This is a genomic window from Kitasatospora sp. NPDC028055, assembly GCF_040637885.1.
Lineage (GTDB): Bacteria > Actinomycetota > Actinomycetes > Streptomycetales > Streptomycetaceae > Kitasatospora.
Window position 1 is genome coordinate 132,479 of sequence record NZ_JBEZXE010000011.1, and the last position, 15,441, is coordinate 147,919.

At 71.6% G+C, this 15,441-nt stretch carries 16 protein-coding genes and 1 pseudogene; 10 read left to right on the forward strand and 7 right to left on the reverse strand.

The features are described from left to right. The first annotated feature begins 37 nt into the window (after positions 1-37). From lepB (AB0F71_RS15170) to AB0F71_RS15205, 8 genes and pseudogenes are all read left to right on the forward strand, one after another. Positions 38-898 (forward strand): signal peptidase I, encoded by an 861-nt coding sequence (gene lepB, locus AB0F71_RS15170; RefSeq protein WP_360233160.1) that lies wholly within the window; start codon positions 38-40, stop codon positions 896-898. Further along, on the forward strand, positions 882-1,862 hold the full coding sequence (gene lepB, locus AB0F71_RS15175; RefSeq protein WP_360233163.1) for a signal peptidase I: 981 nt from the start codon (positions 882-884) through the stop codon (positions 1,860-1,862). The genes lepB (AB0F71_RS15170) and lepB (AB0F71_RS15175) overlap by 17 nt, the downstream gene beginning before the upstream one ends. Positions 1,863-2,104: 242 nt before the next feature. Beyond that, positions 2,105-3,109: a signal peptidase I gene (lepB, locus tag AB0F71_RS15180; protein WP_360233166.1), complete on the forward strand. Its 1,005-nt coding sequence runs from the start codon at positions 2,105-2,107 to the stop codon at positions 3,107-3,109. A gap of 145 nt (positions 3,110-3,254) precedes the next feature. Further along, the gene (gene lepB / locus AB0F71_RS15185; RefSeq protein ID WP_360233168.1) at positions 3,255-4,010 is read left to right on the forward strand and encodes a signal peptidase I; all 756 of its coding nucleotides are present in this window, start codon (positions 3,255-3,257) and stop codon (positions 4,008-4,010) included. Between the two features lie 112 nt (positions 4,011-4,122). Then, positions 4,123-4,596, forward strand: coding sequence for an NUDIX domain-containing protein (locus AB0F71_RS15190; protein ID WP_360233171.1), 474 nt, complete (start codon positions 4,123-4,125; stop codon positions 4,594-4,596). A 55-nt stretch (positions 4,597-4,651) separates the two neighbouring features. Then, the gene (locus AB0F71_RS15195) at positions 4,652-4,978 is read left to right on the forward strand and encodes a DUF2469 domain-containing protein (protein ID WP_030056781.1); all 327 of its coding nucleotides are present in this window, start codon (positions 4,652-4,654) and stop codon (positions 4,976-4,978) included. Positions 4,979-5,176: 198 nt separating this feature from the next. Continuing rightward, the gene (locus AB0F71_RS15200) at positions 5,177-5,665 is read left to right on the forward strand and encodes a YraN family protein (RefSeq protein WP_360233283.1); all 489 of its coding nucleotides are present in this window, start codon (positions 5,177-5,179) and stop codon (positions 5,663-5,665) included. A 1-nt stretch (position 5,666) separates the two neighbouring features. After that, positions 5,667-5,825 (forward strand): annotated as a pseudogene (locus AB0F71_RS15205) (magnesium chelatase domain-containing protein); the annotation flags it as partial. 114 nt (positions 5,826-5,939) lie between these two features. On the opposite strand, the gene hemC (AB0F71_RS15210) reads toward AB0F71_RS15205, so the two are convergent. Next, positions 5,940-6,878: a hydroxymethylbilane synthase gene (gene hemC, locus AB0F71_RS15210; protein WP_360233174.1), complete on the reverse strand. Its 939-nt coding sequence runs from the start codon at positions 6,876-6,878 to the stop codon at positions 5,940-5,942. Positions 6,879-6,977: 99 nt separating this feature from the next. Between hemC (AB0F71_RS15210) and hemC (AB0F71_RS15215) the strand changes: the two genes are divergently transcribed. Next, entirely contained in the window at positions 6,978-7,904 is a 927-nt protein-coding gene (hemC, locus tag AB0F71_RS15215; RefSeq protein ID WP_360233177.1) for a hydroxymethylbilane synthase, read from the forward strand. On the opposite strand, the gene AB0F71_RS15220 is transcribed toward hemC (AB0F71_RS15215), so the two are convergent. From AB0F71_RS15220 to AB0F71_RS15230, 3 genes are all read right to left on the reverse strand, one after another. Continuing rightward, positions 7,901-8,860 carry a hypothetical protein gene (locus AB0F71_RS15220; RefSeq protein ID WP_360233180.1) on the reverse strand — a complete coding sequence of 320 codons (960 nt, stop codon included), beginning with the start codon at positions 8,858-8,860 and terminating at the stop codon, positions 7,901-7,903. The two genes, hemC (AB0F71_RS15215) and AB0F71_RS15220, sit on opposite strands and share 4 nt — an antisense overlap. 125 nt (positions 8,861-8,985) lie before the next feature. Next, positions 8,986-9,162 (reverse strand): hypothetical protein, encoded by a 177-nt coding sequence (locus tag AB0F71_RS15225; protein WP_360233183.1) that lies wholly within the window; start codon positions 9,160-9,162, stop codon positions 8,986-8,988. Next, entirely contained in the window at positions 9,159-9,575 is a 417-nt protein-coding gene (locus AB0F71_RS15230) for an ATP-binding protein (protein WP_360233186.1), read from the reverse strand. The genes AB0F71_RS15225 and AB0F71_RS15230 overlap by 4 nt, the downstream gene beginning before the upstream one ends. A gap of 283 nt (positions 9,576-9,858) precedes the next feature. Between AB0F71_RS15230 and AB0F71_RS15235 the strand changes: the two genes are divergently transcribed. Then, positions 9,859-11,193 carry a tetratricopeptide repeat protein gene (locus AB0F71_RS15235; RefSeq protein ID WP_360233189.1) on the forward strand — a complete coding sequence of 445 codons (1,335 nt, stop codon included), beginning with the start codon at positions 9,859-9,861 and terminating at the stop codon, positions 11,191-11,193. 58 nt (positions 11,194-11,251) lie between these two features. Here AB0F71_RS15235 and AB0F71_RS15240 read toward each other — a convergent pair whose 3' ends face one another. From AB0F71_RS15240 to AB0F71_RS15250, 3 genes are read right to left on the reverse strand one after another with little or no spacing between them, the layout of a single operon-like run. Beyond that, on the reverse strand, positions 11,252-11,656 hold the full coding sequence (locus AB0F71_RS15240) for a hypothetical protein (RefSeq protein ID WP_360233192.1): 405 nt from the start codon (positions 11,654-11,656) through the stop codon (positions 11,252-11,254). Further along, positions 11,653-13,794, reverse strand: coding sequence for an integrase (locus tag AB0F71_RS15245; RefSeq protein ID WP_360233195.1), 2,142 nt, complete (start codon positions 13,792-13,794; stop codon positions 11,653-11,655). Before AB0F71_RS15245 ends, AB0F71_RS15240 begins: the two co-directional genes overlap by 4 nt. Further along, positions 13,791-15,437 (reverse strand): hypothetical protein, encoded by a 1,647-nt coding sequence (locus AB0F71_RS15250; protein WP_360233198.1) that lies wholly within the window; start codon positions 15,435-15,437, stop codon positions 13,791-13,793. The genes AB0F71_RS15245 and AB0F71_RS15250 overlap by 4 nt, the downstream gene beginning before the upstream one ends. Between the last annotated feature and the right edge of the window lie 4 nt (positions 15,438-15,441).

The following is a 15,441-nucleotide window of genomic DNA, read 5'->3' on the forward strand; positions in this document are numbered from 1 at the left end:
GAGGGGCCGGGCCACCGCAAGGTAAGCTCTGCGCCCGATGAGCACGCACGAACCACCCGCGGACCGCGACAGCAGTCCCGCACCCACCGGTGCGGACTCGCTGTCGCGGTCCGCGGTCGTTTCCGAGCCGGAGCAGCGGTCGGCGGGGGTAGGGGCGGGGGCCGAGCCCGAGCCCGGTGACGTGGCCGAGGGTGAGGCCGAGACCGACGCCGAAGAGCCCGGGCGGTCGCGCTCGCGGGACCTGCTGTTGCTGGTCGGGATCTGTCTGGCGGCCCTGCTGCTGGTGAACGCCTTCGTGGCCCGTCCGTTCACGGTGCCTTCGGGCTCGATGGAGGACACCCTGCAGCCCGGCGACCGGTTGGTCGCCAACCAGCTCGCCTACGCCTTCGGCGGGCATCCCCAGCGCGGCGACGTGGTGGTCTTCGACGGGACGGGCTCCTTCCTCCGGGATTCGGCCGAGCCGCCGGGGTTCTGGGACGACCTCCGCTCGGTCGGCCGGGACCTGGGGCTGGTCCCGGCCGGCGACACGGTCTACGTCAAGCGCGTGATCGGCGTCGCCGGGGACCGGGTGCGGAGCACCGGCCCGGGGGCGCCGCTCACCGTCAACGGTGTGCCGCTCGACGAGAGCGCCTACCTGGCCCCGGGCGACCAGCCGTCCGCGGTGGCCTTCGACGTCCTGGTGCCGAACGGCAAGCTGTTCGTGCTGGGCGACCACCGGAGCGCCTCCCGGGACTCCCGCGACCACCTCGGGGAGCCCGGTGGCGGGTTCGTGCCCGAGGACAAGGTGATCGGCCGGGCGGACTGGGTGGTCTACCCGTTCTCGCGCCTGACCGGCCTGGACTGGCCCGCGGCCTTCGCCGCGGTCCCGGGGACTGGTGGCCGTGGGGACCAGGGGTAGGGGCCGGGTCGCCGACCGCCCGGCTCCGGAACCGGGCGGGAGCGGGGGCGGGAGCGGAGCGGGGGAGTCCGCGGTCGGACCGGCCGCGACGGTCGCGACGGCCGCGACGGTCGCGCCGGTCCGCGGCCGCGCCGATCGTCGCCGCAGCGCCCGCCGCGCGGCCCGACGGCGCAAGCGCTCGCTGCTGCGCGAGTTCCCGCTGATCATCCTGGTGGCCCTGCTGGTGGCACTGGTGATGAAGACCTTCATGATCCAGGTGTTCGTGATCCCCTCGGGCTCGATGGAGCAGACCATCCAGGTCGGGGACCGGGTGCTGGTGGACAAGTTGACCCCCTGGTTCGGCAGTGAGCCGCAGCGCGGCGACGTGGTGGTGTTCAAGGACCCGGGCGGCTGGCTGGAGAACGATCGCAAGGCCTCCGACGACGGTCCGGTCCTGGGCCCGGCGAAGCACGTGCTGACCTACGTCGGGCTGCTGCCGTCCGACGACGAGCAGGACCTGATCAAGCGCGTGATCGGCGTCGGCGGGGACACCGTCGAGTGCTGCGACCCGCAGGGGCGGCTCAGCGTCAACGGCCGTGCGGTGGACGAGCCGTACCTCGCGGCGGGCAACCCGCCGTCCCGCCAGCCGTTCAAGGTGACGGTGCCGAAGGGGCGGATCTGGGTGATGGGGGACCACCGCGACGTCTCCGCCGACTCCCGCTTCCACATGGGCAACCCCGGGCAGGGCACCGTCCCGCTGAGCGACGTGGTCGGTCGCGCCTTCATGATCGGGTGGCCGCTGGGCCGGCTCCATCAACTCGCCGAGCCCGGTTCACTCTCCTCTCTCGCCGCGAGCTCGCGGCCCGGCGGAACTGCGCCGGAATCGATGGGCATTGGGCCGGTTCCATTGGAACCACCGCTCGTTATGGGTGTGTTGGGCATCCTTCCGTTCGTCGTTCGCCGGTCGGGGCGGCCTCCGCGGTGAGCCGCTCCGGTCGTCGGACGGCCGGACGGCGCGTGTGGAACCGCGAGCCGGATGCCCTGGAGTGATAGAGAAGTGCAGGTACGGCCGGGAGTGGTCCCGGTCGTGCGCCGGGGCCGGGTTGGTGTCAGGAGAGCCTGCTGTGGGCAACCCTGATGCGTTCATGGTCGTGGTGAGCGTGGTGCCCGCTGTGCGGCACTCTGAGCGCGGGCGCGCAGGCGTCCGCACAGCAGGGAGGAGACGTTGTGGGGGATTTGGTGATCGGCGCCCGCTCAGGCGCCGGGGAACCCGAGGGCCCGGGCGGTCGGGTGACCCGGTCCGCCGAGTCCTCGGCGCCTTCCGCCGCGGTCGAGGACACGGCCGCCCAGACCGCCGACGAGCACGGGAGCGGGGCCGACGGCCCGGCGGAGCCCCGGCAGCCGGAGAGCGGGCCGACCGACGAGCCGGAGTCGGAGGCTCCGGCCAAGCCGCGCAAGCAGCGCTCCTTCCTGAAGGAGTTGCCGATCCTGGTCGGCATCGCACTGATCCTGGCGCTGGTGATCAAGACCTTCTTCGTCCAGGCGTTCTCCATTCCGTCCGAGTCGATGCAGAACACGCTGCAGGTCGGCGACCGCGTGCTGGTGGACAAGCTGACCCCGTGGTTCGGCGCCGAACCCGAGCGCGGGGACGTCGTGGTGTTCCACGACCCGGGCGGCTGGTTGGGCGACGAGCCGACCCAGCAGAGCAGCAACTCCTTCGTCCGCGGGGTCCAGGACGTGCTCAGCTTCGTCGGGCTGATGCCCTCCGCCAACGAGAAGGACCTGATCAAGCGGGTCATCGCGGTCGGCGGCGACACCGTCGAGTGCAAGAACGACGGCCCGGTCAAGGTCAACGGCGTCGCGCTCAACGAGCCGTACATCTACCCGGGCAACACCCCCTGCGGGACTCAGCCCTTCGGCCCGATCAAGGTGCCGAACGGGCGGATCTGGGTGATGGGCGACCACCGCGCCGACTCGCTGGACTCCCGCTTCCACATGGACCAGCCGGGCGGCGGGTCCGTGCCGGTGGACAACGTGATCGGGCGCGCCTTCGTGGTGGCCTGGCCGATCGGCCACTGGTCCACGCTCCCGGTGCCGGACACCTTCGACCAGAAGGGCCTGGCGGCGGCCTTGCCGGCCGCGCCCCCCGTGGCCGGTGCGGTGGGGGCCGTCGCGCTGCTTCCGCTGGTGCGTCGGGTGCGGGCCCGGACGGAGCGCCGGAAGGAGTCCTGAGCTCCACCTGCTCCTCCCCGACCCTTGCGCGGGCCGTGGTACCGACGAGTAATCTGCTCGGACGTGCCACGGCCCGTCGGCGTTCTCGCCCGAGCCACCGGCGTGCCAGTGGTGTTCTCCGGTCGGCCAAAGGTGGACGGTGTCGATGAGCAGTGTCGTGGAACAGTCGGCCGACCACTCGGCCGCGCCCGCCCCGTCCGGCCGCCGGCCCGCCGCGGTGCTGCAGGGGGTCGCGATCGCGCTCGGGCTGGTGTTGATGATCGGCGGGTTCGCCCTCATCGCGGTCGACTACCGGCCGTACAAGATCCCCACCGCCTCGATGCACCCGACGCTCCGGATCGGCGACACCGTGCTCGCCCGCAAGGTCGACGGCGGCGCCGTCGGCCGGGGCGACGTGGTGGTCTTCCGCGACCAGGCCTGGGGCGGGGAACTCATGGTCAAGCGGGTCGTCGCGGTCGGCGGCGACACCGTCGCCACCACCGCCGCGGACCACCGGCTGACGGTCAACGGGCAGCCGGTGGACGAGCCGTACCTCGCGACCCAGGGCCGCCAGGGCGAGTCGTTCAGCGTGACGGTGCCGCAGGGCCGGCTGTTCGTGCTCGGTGACAACCGGGTCGGCTCGCTGGACTCCCGCACCCACCTGGAGGTCGACGGGGGGACCGTCCCGGCCACCGCCGTCGAGGCGAGGGTCGAGGCCACCCTGCTGCCCCTCGGCCGGACCGCCCTGCTGGAGCGGACCTCGGCCTTCGACGGCTTCGCGGGCCCCCGGGCCGCGGAGCCCGGCCCGCTGGAGCCCGCCGCCTACGCGACCGTCGCGGGCGCGGCGCTGATCGTGCTGACCTCGGCGGTGGGCGGGGTGGCCGGCCTGGCGCGCCGCCTCCGCCGGGGGCGCAGCTCCTGAGCGCGGCCGTCGCAGGTCGGGCCGCTCTGTCGAACATCGCCCCGGACGGACGCGCCGGGTGGCAGGATCGGTAGCGCCACCGATGCGAACGGAAGGAGCGTGGAGCGCTGCCATGACTGCACAGCGTCGCCGGGCGGCGCGGATCCTGCTGCTGGACGGGCTGGACCGCATCCTCCTGTTCCTGGGCGTCGATCCCGCGGTGCCCGACGAGACGTGGTGGTTCACGCCCGGGGGCGGCTTGGAGCCGGGGGAGGACGTGCGGGCGGCCGCCGAGCGGGAGCTCGCGGAGGAGACCGGCTTGCGGGGTGTGGCCCTGGGGCCCTTGGTGGCGTACGGCACGGTGTCGTTCTCCTTTCGGGGACAGCGTTACGAGCAGGAGCAGTGGTTCCACCTGGCCCGGACCACGGAGACGGGCCTGGACCACTCGGGCATGGGCGAGGACGAGCACGCCCAGCTGCTCGCGGCGCGCTGGTGGACGGTCGAGGAACTTCGGGGGACCGCCGAGACGGTCTATCCGGCCGGACTGGCGGGCTTCCTGGAGCGACTGCTCGCAGAGGGCCCGCCGGTCGATCCGGTACGGCTCTGAGCGTGGGTGCGGTGGTCCACAATGGGTGGACGTGACAAGTTGAGGGGACGCCTGGATGAGTGCCGAAGATCTCGAGAAGTACGAGACCGAGATGGAGCTCAAGCTCTACCGGGAGTACCGGGACGTCGTCGGCCTGTTCAAGTACGTGATCGAGACCGAGCGACGGTTCTACCTCACCAACGACTACGAGCTGCAGGTGCACTCGGTCCAGGGCGAGGTGTTCTTCGAGGTGTCGATGGCGGATGCGTGGGTCTGGGACATGTACCGGCCGGCCCGGTTCGTCCGTAAGGTCCGGGTGCTGACCTTCAAGGACGTGAACATCGAGGAACTCGCGAAGAGCGATCTGGAGCTGCCCTCGGACGAGTCCGGCTTCGGGAACTGACGTTGAACGACTCCGTCCCGCGTTGTCCAGCCGAATTTCGCGTGACGGGGGCTTCTCACTCCTGCGGGTGACAAGAGTTGTCCACAGGCCCGGGTTATCCACAGGGGAACGGAATTTCCCGGCGTCGGTGTGCACGGTGGTGCAGCCTCCTCGGCGGAGGTGGTCACCGTGCAGAACACCATCGTGCAGGACCAGACCGTGCAGGAGCGGGCCGTACCGAACGCGGCCGCGACCGGGGCGGACGGCGGGGCCGGGGAGGACCGCGGCACCAGGAACGGGCTCGGCCGCTACGGCGAGCGGGTCGCCGCCCGGCACCTCACGGACACCGGGCTCCGCATCCTCGACCGCAACTGGCGCTGCGCCGAGGGCGAGCTGGACATCGTCGCCCTGGACGGCGACACCGTCGCGGTCTGCGAGGTGAAGACCCGCTCCGAGCGGGGCTTCCAACAGCCCAGCGAGGCCATCGACCGGGCCAAGGCCGCCCGGCTGCGGCGGCTCGCCGAGCGCTGGCTGGCCGAACGCTGGCCCGAGCACTTCGCCCGGCTGGCCGGGCCCGGGTACGACCCCGGGCCGTCCGATCCGCAGTGGCCGCCCGCCCCACCGGGCGGGGTGCGGATCGACCTGGTGGCCGTGGTCAACCGGGCCCGGGGTGCGGCCCTGGTCGACCACCTGCGGGGGGTGGTCTGAGATGGCCTTCGCCCGTACCTGTTCCGTCGCGCTGGTCGGCGTCGACGGAGTGATCGTCGAGGTCCAGGCCGATCTGGAGCCCGGGGTGGCCGCGTTCACCCTGGTCGGCCTGCCCGACAAGGCGCTCACCGAGGCCCGCGACCGGGTCCGCGCCGCGGTCTGCTTCCCTGTCAAGTTCTTGTGTTCAGGATTCTAGGTCGCTCCGTGGGGCAAGCGGGCGGGTGGTTTGGGGAGCGAGTGGGGGTCGTCGTGACGACCCCCACTCTGCCTTGGCTCAGTGAGCGATGGCGTCGATCAGCTCGCGGGCGCCGCCCTGGATCAGCTCTTCGGCGACGGCCTCGCCGAGAGCCGGCGGGGTGAGCCGGTCGCTGGTGCGGCTGGCAGTGATCACGGTCGCGCCGTCGGGGGAGAAGACCATCGCTCGCAGGGACAGGCGGTCGTCCTCGTGGGCGCGGGCGTATCCGGCGATCGGGCTGTTGCAGTGGCCGCGCAGGACGTTCAGGAGGGCCCGCTCGGCGTTGATCTCGCGCAGGGTGAGGCGGTGGCCGAGCGGGGTCAGCAGGGCGATCATCTCGATGTCGTCGGCGCGGCACTGGAGGCCGAGGACGGCGGCGCCCAGCGGCGGGCACATCTGCTCGACGGACAGCACCTCGCTGATCCGGTGGACCTCGCCGATCCGCTCCAGGCCGGAGGCGGCGAGGACCAGGGCGTCGACCTCGCCCCGTTCCAGGGCCTCGATCCGCAGGTTCGCGGTGCCCCGGACGGGGGCCAGGTCCAGGTGGGGGTGGCTGGCGGTGAGCTGGGCGATCCGGCGGACGGCGGAGGTGCCCACGCGGGTGCCGGGCGGCAGCTGGTCCAGGGTCAGGCCGCCGGGGTGGATCAGGGCGTCGCGGATGTCGGCCCGCTTCGGGTGGGCGGCGAAGATGGTGCCCGGCGGGTTCAGCGGGTGCCCGGCCACGTCCTTCATGCAGTGCACGGCCATGTCGCAGACGCCGGCTAGGAGGGCTTCCTCGATCTCGCCGGTGAAGGCGCCCTTGTCGTGCAGCTCGGCCTGGCGGCCGGGCTCCAGGTCCCCGGCGGCGGTGAACGGCACCAGCTCGACCGTGGCCTCGGGGTAGCGCTCGCGCAGGTCCTCGGTGACGCGGGCGACCTGGGCGAGGGACATCGGGGAGGTGCGGGCGCCGATGCGGATGGTGCGGGCGGTGTCCAACACGGAGGGCTCCTTCGGGGCTCCGACATACCGTCGGAAACCGGGTGTGTTCGATGCGAGTAGCATGCGGTCAACAAAGGTGCATATGGCGGGAGTTGGGATATGAGCACACTGGTGGTGGGGTCGCGGGCCAGTCATCTGGCAAGGGCCCAGGTCAGGGAGTTCCTGGCCCCGCTGCGGGAGCGCTTCCCGGACGTGACCTTCCGCCAGAGGGTGATCACCGAGGCCGGCGACCAGGACCGCCGCTCGGCCCTCAAGGAGGTCTCCGAGCGCGGCGGCGGCTCGGCGTTCTCGGTGAACCAGGTGACCGCGCTGGCCTCCGGCGAGGTCGACGTGATCGTGCACTCCCTCAAGGACCTGCCGACCGCCAACCCGCCCGGCCTGGTCCTGCTGCCGCCGCCGAGGCGGGCGGACGTGCAGGACGCGCTGTGCGGCTCGACCCTGGCCGGTCTGCCGCAGGGCGGCCGGATCGGCACCTCCGCCTCCCGGCGGATCGCCCAGCTGCTGCACGTGCGCCCGGACCTGGTGCCGGTCGAGATCCGGGGCAACGTGCCGACCCGGCTCGGCAAGCTCAAGACGATGCGGCTGGACGCGGTGGTGCTGGCGGTGGCCGGGATCAGGCGCCTGGGCCGGGAGGCCGAGATCACCGAGATCCTGCCCGTCGAGCTGTTCCCCCCGAGCCCGGGTCAGGGCGCGCTGGGCATCCAGATCCGGGAGGACAACGAGCTGGCCCGCCAGATCCTGACCGGCGCGGGCGACCCGGTCACGGACGCGGAGGTGCGGGCCGAGAGGGCGATGCTCGCCGAGCTCCACGGCGGGTGCTCGGTGCCGGTCGGCGCGTTCGGCAAGGCCGTGGGCGACGTGCTGACCCTGCACGGGCAGGTCACCTCCGTGGACGGCAGGCGGCAGGTGGAGGCCAGCTTCTCCGGCCCGCTGTGCGAGCCGGAGAAGCTGGGGGTGCTGGTGGCCGGGATGCTGCTGGATCAGGGCGCGGAGGAGATCCTGGCCGGGGCCCGGGCGGCGGTCTAGGGGTTCATCTGGCGGGCCAGGTCGAGCGCGGCGTAGGTGATGATCCGCTCGGCCCCGGCCCGCTTGAGCATGGTGAACAGTTCCCCCAGCGGCTTGAAGTCGCGCCGCCCGGTCGCCGGGTCGCGCGGGGCCAGCAGGGTGTACTCGCCGGAGACGGAGAACGGCATCAGCGGCGCCGTCGTGCGGGCCTTGAGGCTGGTCAGCACGTCCACCGACAGCATGCCGGGCTCCAGCAGCAGCATGTCCGCCCCCTCGCCGAGGAACGCCAGGCCGGTGTCGACCGCCGACTCGGGGCTGCGGGGGCTGACCTGGAACGGCCGGTGGGCGCCGGAGGCGGGGGTGGCCCGCATCGTGGTGCGGTAGCCCTTGTAGAGGGCGGAGTCGAAGATCAGGTGCGGCATGGTCGCCACGTCCCGGTGGCCGGCCTCGTCCAGGGCCTGGCGGACGGCCGCGGTGGTGCCCCGGATCATCGCGGCCGGGCCCACGATGTCGGCGCCGGCCTCGGCCTGGATGACCGCCTGGGCGGCGATCAGCTCGGCGGTGGCCGCCAGGTCGATCCGGCCGGCGGCGCTCAGGTGGCACTCGCCGGTGTCGGTGTGCCCGCACAGGCAGTTCTCCGTCATCACCGCGACGCCCGGCTCGGCGTCCTTGGCGGCACGGATCGCCCGCACCATCAGGCTGTCGGCGGCGGTGGCGCCGCCGGCCTGCGGGTCGCGCTTGAGGCTGTTGGCGAAGATCTTCACCGAGCGCACGCCGACGGCGGCGAGGTCCCGGACGGTCTGGGGGATCTCGGCGACGGTGACGGTCGGCAGCGGCCGGTCGCCGTCCTCGCTGTCCTCGCGGACCAGCAGGACCATGCTCAGGTCGGTCGCGGTCAGCTCGGGGCCTTCCAGGAAGCTGCGGACGGCCGGGCGGCCGTGCAGCCGGTCTGAGGCGTTGTGCTGGGCGATGGTCATGTCGTCCTCTCGGTCCGTTGGGTGTGGTGCCGAGGTGCGGTGGGCGGGCGCCGGCCGGTGTCGTCGTCGGCCGGCGCCCCGGGCCCGCTCCGCCGGGAGACCGGGGGCTCCGGGCGGGACGGGGGTCAGGTGGCGCCGGGCGGTTCGGTGTCCGGCGCGGTTGCGGCGGCCAGGTCGGGCAGCGGGCCGCCGCCCAGCTGGTGGCCGGCGGCGATGCCGAGCAGGCCGAGGGCGGCGATGTGCCCGGCCAGCAGCAGGGCCTTCAAGGCGGCACTCACGGGGTCGCGGCGTGGTGCGCTCATGGCGTGCTCCCGAGCTTGAGGTCGGCGTGAAGGGTCTTGCCGTTGACCAGGAGGGTGGCCCCCCAGTGGCCGCGGGTGAGCTTGTGCACGAGGTCCAGGCCCCGGCCGCCCAGGGCGTCCGGGCCGGCGTCGATCCGTACCGGCATGGCCCGGCTGCCGTCGGTGACCTCGATCCGCACGCTGGTGTCGGTGATCAGGGTGATCGTGACGCGCATCTTGAGCTGGCAGCCGGTCTTGGCGGCGTTGCCCACGAGCTCGGAGACGATCAGCAGGGCGTCCTCGACCAGGCCGCCAAGGCCCCACCCGATCAGAGCGTTGCGGACCAGCCCGCGGGCCAGCGAGGCCGACTTCGGGTGGTAGGGCAGCTGGGCCTCAGCCGTGCGGACCGCCACCGCCTCCTGGACGGTGGCCACGGCGGTCACGACGGGCGGGACGTCGGCGGCCGGGTGTTGACCAGCAGGTTTCGGGGAGGCAGACCAGCGAACGCGGGCATGGCGGAACTCCAGGCGTGGTGTTGGGGGGCGTCATCAACGGCAGCAGGCCGCCTGCTGCTGGCCCGGACCGGCCAGGCAGGCGGAACACCCGTGAGCGGGTTGCTGCTGATGAACAGTCAACAGCGGTGGCCGGTAGCCGGATATGGTCGGGGCGAGCTGGGAAGTTGAAACCCTTGAAACCTGTCCGCAAGGGGGAACCGACGTGCGAAGCGACCGTCAGCCGAACCAGAAGCTCGCCGCGCTGCTGACCGAGGCCCACTGGGGCAACGGCGAGTTCGCCCGCGCCGTCAACCGGACCGGCACCGAGACCGGGCACCGCCTCAAGTACGACGCCTCGGCGGTCTCCCACTGGCGGGGCGGCACCTCACCGGTGGCGAAGGTCCTGCCCGTGGTGCTGGAGACGCTGACGCGCAGGCTGAAACGGCCGGTCACCGCCTACGAGGCGGGATTCTCCGACGAGCAGGCCGCCGTCGACCAGCCGACCGATACGGTGTCGGGACTGATCGACTTGGGGAGCGCGGACATGGACCCATCGCGGCGGGGCGTCCTGACGGCCGGCCTGTACTCGGCGGCACTCACCATCCCCGGCTGGCCCGACCTGGTCGGCCGGTTCACGATGCTGCGGACCGACCCGCACATGCGGATCGGCATGGCGGAGGTCCGGTCGGTTGCGGCGATGACCGAGAAGATCAGCGACCTGGACGACCAGTTCGGCGGCCGGATGGCCCGGCCCATGGCCGCTTCCTTCCTGGTGAACACCATCGTCCCGTTCCTGCGGGCCGACGCGCCCGAGGAGGTCCGCAAGGCGATGCTGTCGGCCGCCGCCGACCACTGCTACCTGACCGGCTACATGGCCATGGACGAGCGCCACGACAGCCTGGCCCAGCGCTACTACGTGAAGGCCCTGGAGCTGGCCGGGCACGCGGGCGACCACCTCACCTACTGCACCACCCTGCGGGGCATGAGCGTGCAGGCCGTCGACCTCGGCCACGGCTCCGCCGCCGTCCGGTACGCGAACGCCGCCTCCGCCGCCTCCCCGGAGGCCGGTCCCCGCATGCGGGCCTTCCTGGCCGGGCAGCAGGCCCACGCGGCGGCCCAGACCGGGGACCGGGCCGGGGCCCTGTACCACCTGCGGATAGCGGAGGCGGCGATGGAGCAGGCCGAGTCCAAGGCCAAGGCGTTCGGCTCCTACGACCCGTCCTCCCTGGCCTACCACGAGGCCAAGGTCCGCTGGGAGCTCGGCGACAAGGCCGGCGCCATCACCGCGATGGAGTCCTCCGACCGGCTGCGGTACTCCGTCTACGTGCGCAACCGGGTCCGGATGACCGGCATGCTCGCCGAGTGGAAGCTCCAGGCCGGCGGCCTCGAAGAAGCCTGCGCGTACTGGCACCGGGCCCTGGACGACTACCCGGCCGTCCAGTCCGGCCGGGCCGACGACCGGTTCCGCACCATGCTTGCCCTGGTCAAGCCCTACCAGGGCAACCAGTACGCCCGGGAGCTGTACGACCGGGCCCGGCCCATGGCCAAAGCTGCCTGACGCGTGCTCGCCCTGGGCGGGTGCTGCTGCCCGGCCCAGGGCGTCCATGGTTGGCTGGTCAGGACTTGGGGAAGCGCACGACGTTGTCGGGCAGCTGGGCCGCCTCCTCGGCCTTGCGCAAGCGGTCGGCCAGGACGGCTCCCGCGAGCGCGAGATGGGTGACCTGGTCCTTCAGCCCCGTGTTCTCCTCCGTCAGGTCGGAAACCCGCTCCTTCAGCTTGGTGACGCTCTTCCGCAGCCGTGCCTCGGCCTCCGGGACCTGCTTCGTCTCGGCGCGTACGCGCTCGTAGAACTCCTCCTTCAGGTCCGCGTGCCGCTTCATCAGAGCCATCCGGTGAACACCGGCCTCGGCGGCCAGGGCGACGACGGTCAGGCTCCCGTTGGAGACGGTGGCCTGACCGGCCAGGAGCCGGTCCATGGCCTCGCGGATGCGGGCGCGTTCGCCCTGCTGCTGGTCGTTCATGTCAGGGCCTCGGATCGTTGGGCAGTGGCGTCGTGGGTGTCGGCGACCTCGCGCAGGCGGTCCGCGTTGCGCTTCAGCCGCCGCCCGACCGGCTCAGGGGCGGCAGCGGCCAGAGCTTCCAACTCGCCCGCACGCTCCCGCAGGCCGGCGGCGTGGGTGTCGGTACGGACCGCGTTGCCGCACCCGAGCTCGCAGGCGAACTGGTTCGGCGCGATGGCGTCCGGGCTCGGGTCGCAGAGCGCGGTGTCGCGCTTGAACACGCAGATCAGGTGGGCGTCGGGGTTGTCGAACAGCACCAAGCCGTCGCGGGCCAGGAAGCTGGCGGCCTTCTTGGCGAACTTGGGGGTGACCAGCTTCCCCTCGAACCTGGGAGTGGTCGCGGCGGCGGTCAGTGCCCGGCGGGCGGCTGGGCCGGAGATCTTTTCCCCGGCCGCCATGCGGTCGTTCAGCTTTGCCGCGGTGTCCGCTGCCGCCATCACGGTCTCCACGTCGAGTTCGCCGTGGATGCCGCGCCGACTGCGGGCGCCGTAGCCGGTGGACGTGCGGGCGTCCAGGATCGTGCGCATGTGACCGTACTGAATGGCCAGAGCGATCAGCCCCCCGGGGCGGCGGGCGACATGCCAAGCCAACGTCCTACGGAACCTGGCCAGGCCGATTTTCCCGTGCGGATCTTCGGGGATGACTTGCTCGGCCAGTCCTTGGATCTGGGCCTCCTGGTTCACCCAGGCGACGAACTCCTCGATCCGCTGTCTCAGGGCACCCCGTTTCAGGGCACCGCGCAAGCGACGTTGCATGATGTCGTGATGGGCGGCGCTGAGTAGCAGTTCGCCGTCCGGGACCATGCGTTCCAGGACACGGATGGCGCGGACCACAGGGGTGATCGCGGTCCATGGCACTTCTCGGTCCTCTCCGGCTGAGATGTGGTTGCCGTCCGCGTCGGTGACACTCTTGTAGTGGCGGCTGTAAATCAGGTGATGCCCCGTGGTGCCGTCAGGGCGAGGCTCGGGGGTGGGGCAGCAGCCGGAGCGCAGGCCCTGAACCTCTTGCGGCCGCATGCCGGTCAAATATAGGCAGACCACCGCAGCGGCGGTGCCTAGGTGCCGGATCAGGACGCCTGCTTCGTCGAAGCTGATGAATTCCCGCCACGGCCGTCCCTCGATCAGCCCGGTTATCGCAGTAGGCAGGCGGGCGGGCTCGGCCCGTTCCGCCGCCAGCCTGGAAAGACCGTGCCGCCGGCCGAAATGGCTGACCTGCGAGAGGCTGGCGCCTGTTGTCGCGGCTATGAACGTCCTCGCCAGGGAGTGCGCTCTCGGGGTCCCGGAGGTCGGCAAGGGCGCGCCGGACTGGATGAGCGGCAGCAGGTATGCCTCCAGCGCAGCCTGCCCTTCGGGGTTCCCCCGGAGCGGGACGGCGATGTCGTTCATGCGGCACCGCTCGGCCCAGGCCGCCAGGATGTCGTCGGCGAAGTCCTCGACCATCCGGCTCGCCCATACAAGCAGAGGCCCGATGACCTGCGGGTCCAGCGGTTCGGTCGAGTTCTCCCTACCGCCCTCGCCCGTCTCGGCGGGCAGATGGTCATCGACACCGTCGACCATCCACGAGGGCTGGACGACGCCCAACGGGCTGGCGGTGAGCTGGTCGAAGGCCCACAGGTCCGTCAACCGGCCGAGGAGCTTCTTCCCGTCCTCGCGGCTGATGCCCTCAGCCTTGCGGTAGGCGGCGTAGGCGGCGAAGTCGTCCGGGGAACAGTCGGCAAGGTCCGTCGTGCCCCGCTTGACCAGCCAGCGTGCCAGGCGCATCCACTCGCGACAGGTGGTCGACAGTTCGGAGGCGGATGCCCGGCCACGTGCCGCGGCCCCCCGTTGCTTCAAGTGGGAGGGGCGGAGTTCGCCGTTGATCATGGCCCAGGCGACCTGCTTCAGCTGGTCACGCATCTCTTCGGGGCAGTTCTTCCAGTGAATGGACACCAGACTGGAAGCAGGGTTGTCGATCAGTGGAGCCAGCGGCCACACCAGGTCCCGGTAGCGGCCGTTGGGGTGGTCGTTGGTCGGGCTGATCCACTTGGGCAGTACGACCGCGCTGTCTGCGGTGGGCATTGACAGGATGTAGGGGTCGAGCTCGATGGCGGCGGTGGTCACGGAGCGAGCCCTCCCTTCAACAGGAGGCTGACGATGGCGCGGTCGGTGTCGCTGACCCGGGCCAGGGCGGCGGCCCAGGCGGCGGTGCCGACCTTTTCCCGCAGGTCTTCCAACCTCAGCAGGTGGTCACGCCAGCGCTCGTTCCAGTGGTGCTCGGGCAGAGCAGACCGCATGCTGTCCAGCTGCTGGTGCAGGTAGGCCAGGCGGGGATGGTGGCCGGGGTGGACGTGTGCGTTCCGGCAGGCCAAGCAGAGCAGGAAGTCCGCGCCGCAGCCATCGCCGGGCACGGCCCAGGGGCTGGTGCTCTCGTCCTCGCAGTCGACCGTCGCGCTCTGGCTGTGAGCGGGGTTCGGCGCGGCACTCAAGGTGCCGCCGAAGACGGCGGCCTGAGCCTTCTCCAGGGCCTCGAGAGCGCCTTCTCCGAAGACGTCCCGGGAGGCGGCCTGGACACGCTTGTCAGGCAGGACGTAGGTGCTCTGATGGGTGCCCCGACTGTGCTGGAGCGGGCGTCCCTCCTCGACCACCGTGGTTCGCCGGACCCGCTGGAACGGCGAACCGCCGAGACTGTGGCTCTCCGCCCAAGACTTTGCATCGTCCGCTGAGATGCCGAACCGCAGGGGTCCGACCGGGCGGGGCCGGTCCAAGTACTGGTCCACGCGCCCGACGAGCCCGGCACGGAAGGTGATCAGCAGATCGGTACCGGGAGCCAGGTGCGAGGCCAGGATCCGGCCGGGCTCGGTGGCTTCGAGTGCCTGCGTGATCAGTCTGCCGCGCGAGTCGGCGCCCGAGTCGGTGATGTTCTCGGTGGAAAACCAGCGCCCGCTGCCGGCCCGGTGCTTCTCCACCTGCACCTGATAGGTCACCGTCCTCGTCTCGCCCGAGGACGGTGCCGTCGTGGGCGCTGGCATGTGGCTGTAGACGGAGAGGTTCCAGGCGAACCGGTCAGTCAGGAGCAGAGCGAGAGCAGTTGCCTCGTGGCGTGTCAGGAGCAGGCGTCCCCATGTGAACTCCGCAGTGGAACCGCCGAGCAGGCGGCGGTTCGTCGCGTTGGCCGAGCCGGAAGGCGAGAACGTGCGAGGAACATCGCCAGTACGTGCGAGATGGTCGAGGACCCGCCCGATCCGCCATTCGCGGCTTCCCTCGGACAGGGCCCCTGCCCGCCAGCGCTCCAGCAACTCGGTGTTCTCGCGGATGCGCATCCATGCAGTTCGGAACTGCCGCTGGGCGGCCAGAACGACCTGATCCCGCTCCGTCTCCACGTAGGACTGCTTGCTCGGCTTGGGCGCGGGTATGCGCCGGGAGAGCTCCTCGGCCACCGGCCCCGTCCGCAGCCGGGCATCCCGCAGCAGGAGCTTCCGGACGCACATCAGGGTGGTCCTGCCGCCGTTGGTGGGGAGTTGACGCTCACGCCAGCGCTTCATCACGGCCAGCTCCAGGCCGTCCAGGTCGTCCGGAATGGTCGGGCGGCCGTTCAGGAAGCGGCTGAAGGCCAGCAAGGCGTTCCAGTACCCCCTCGCGGTGGTGTGCTGAGTCCACGTGCGCGACTGGCCAGCGAACGCCCTTGCGAGTGAACGCTGCATGGGTTCGGGAACCGGCAGCGTGGTGAAGTCGAAGCTCTTCGGGAACCCGGCCTTGTTGACCACAGTC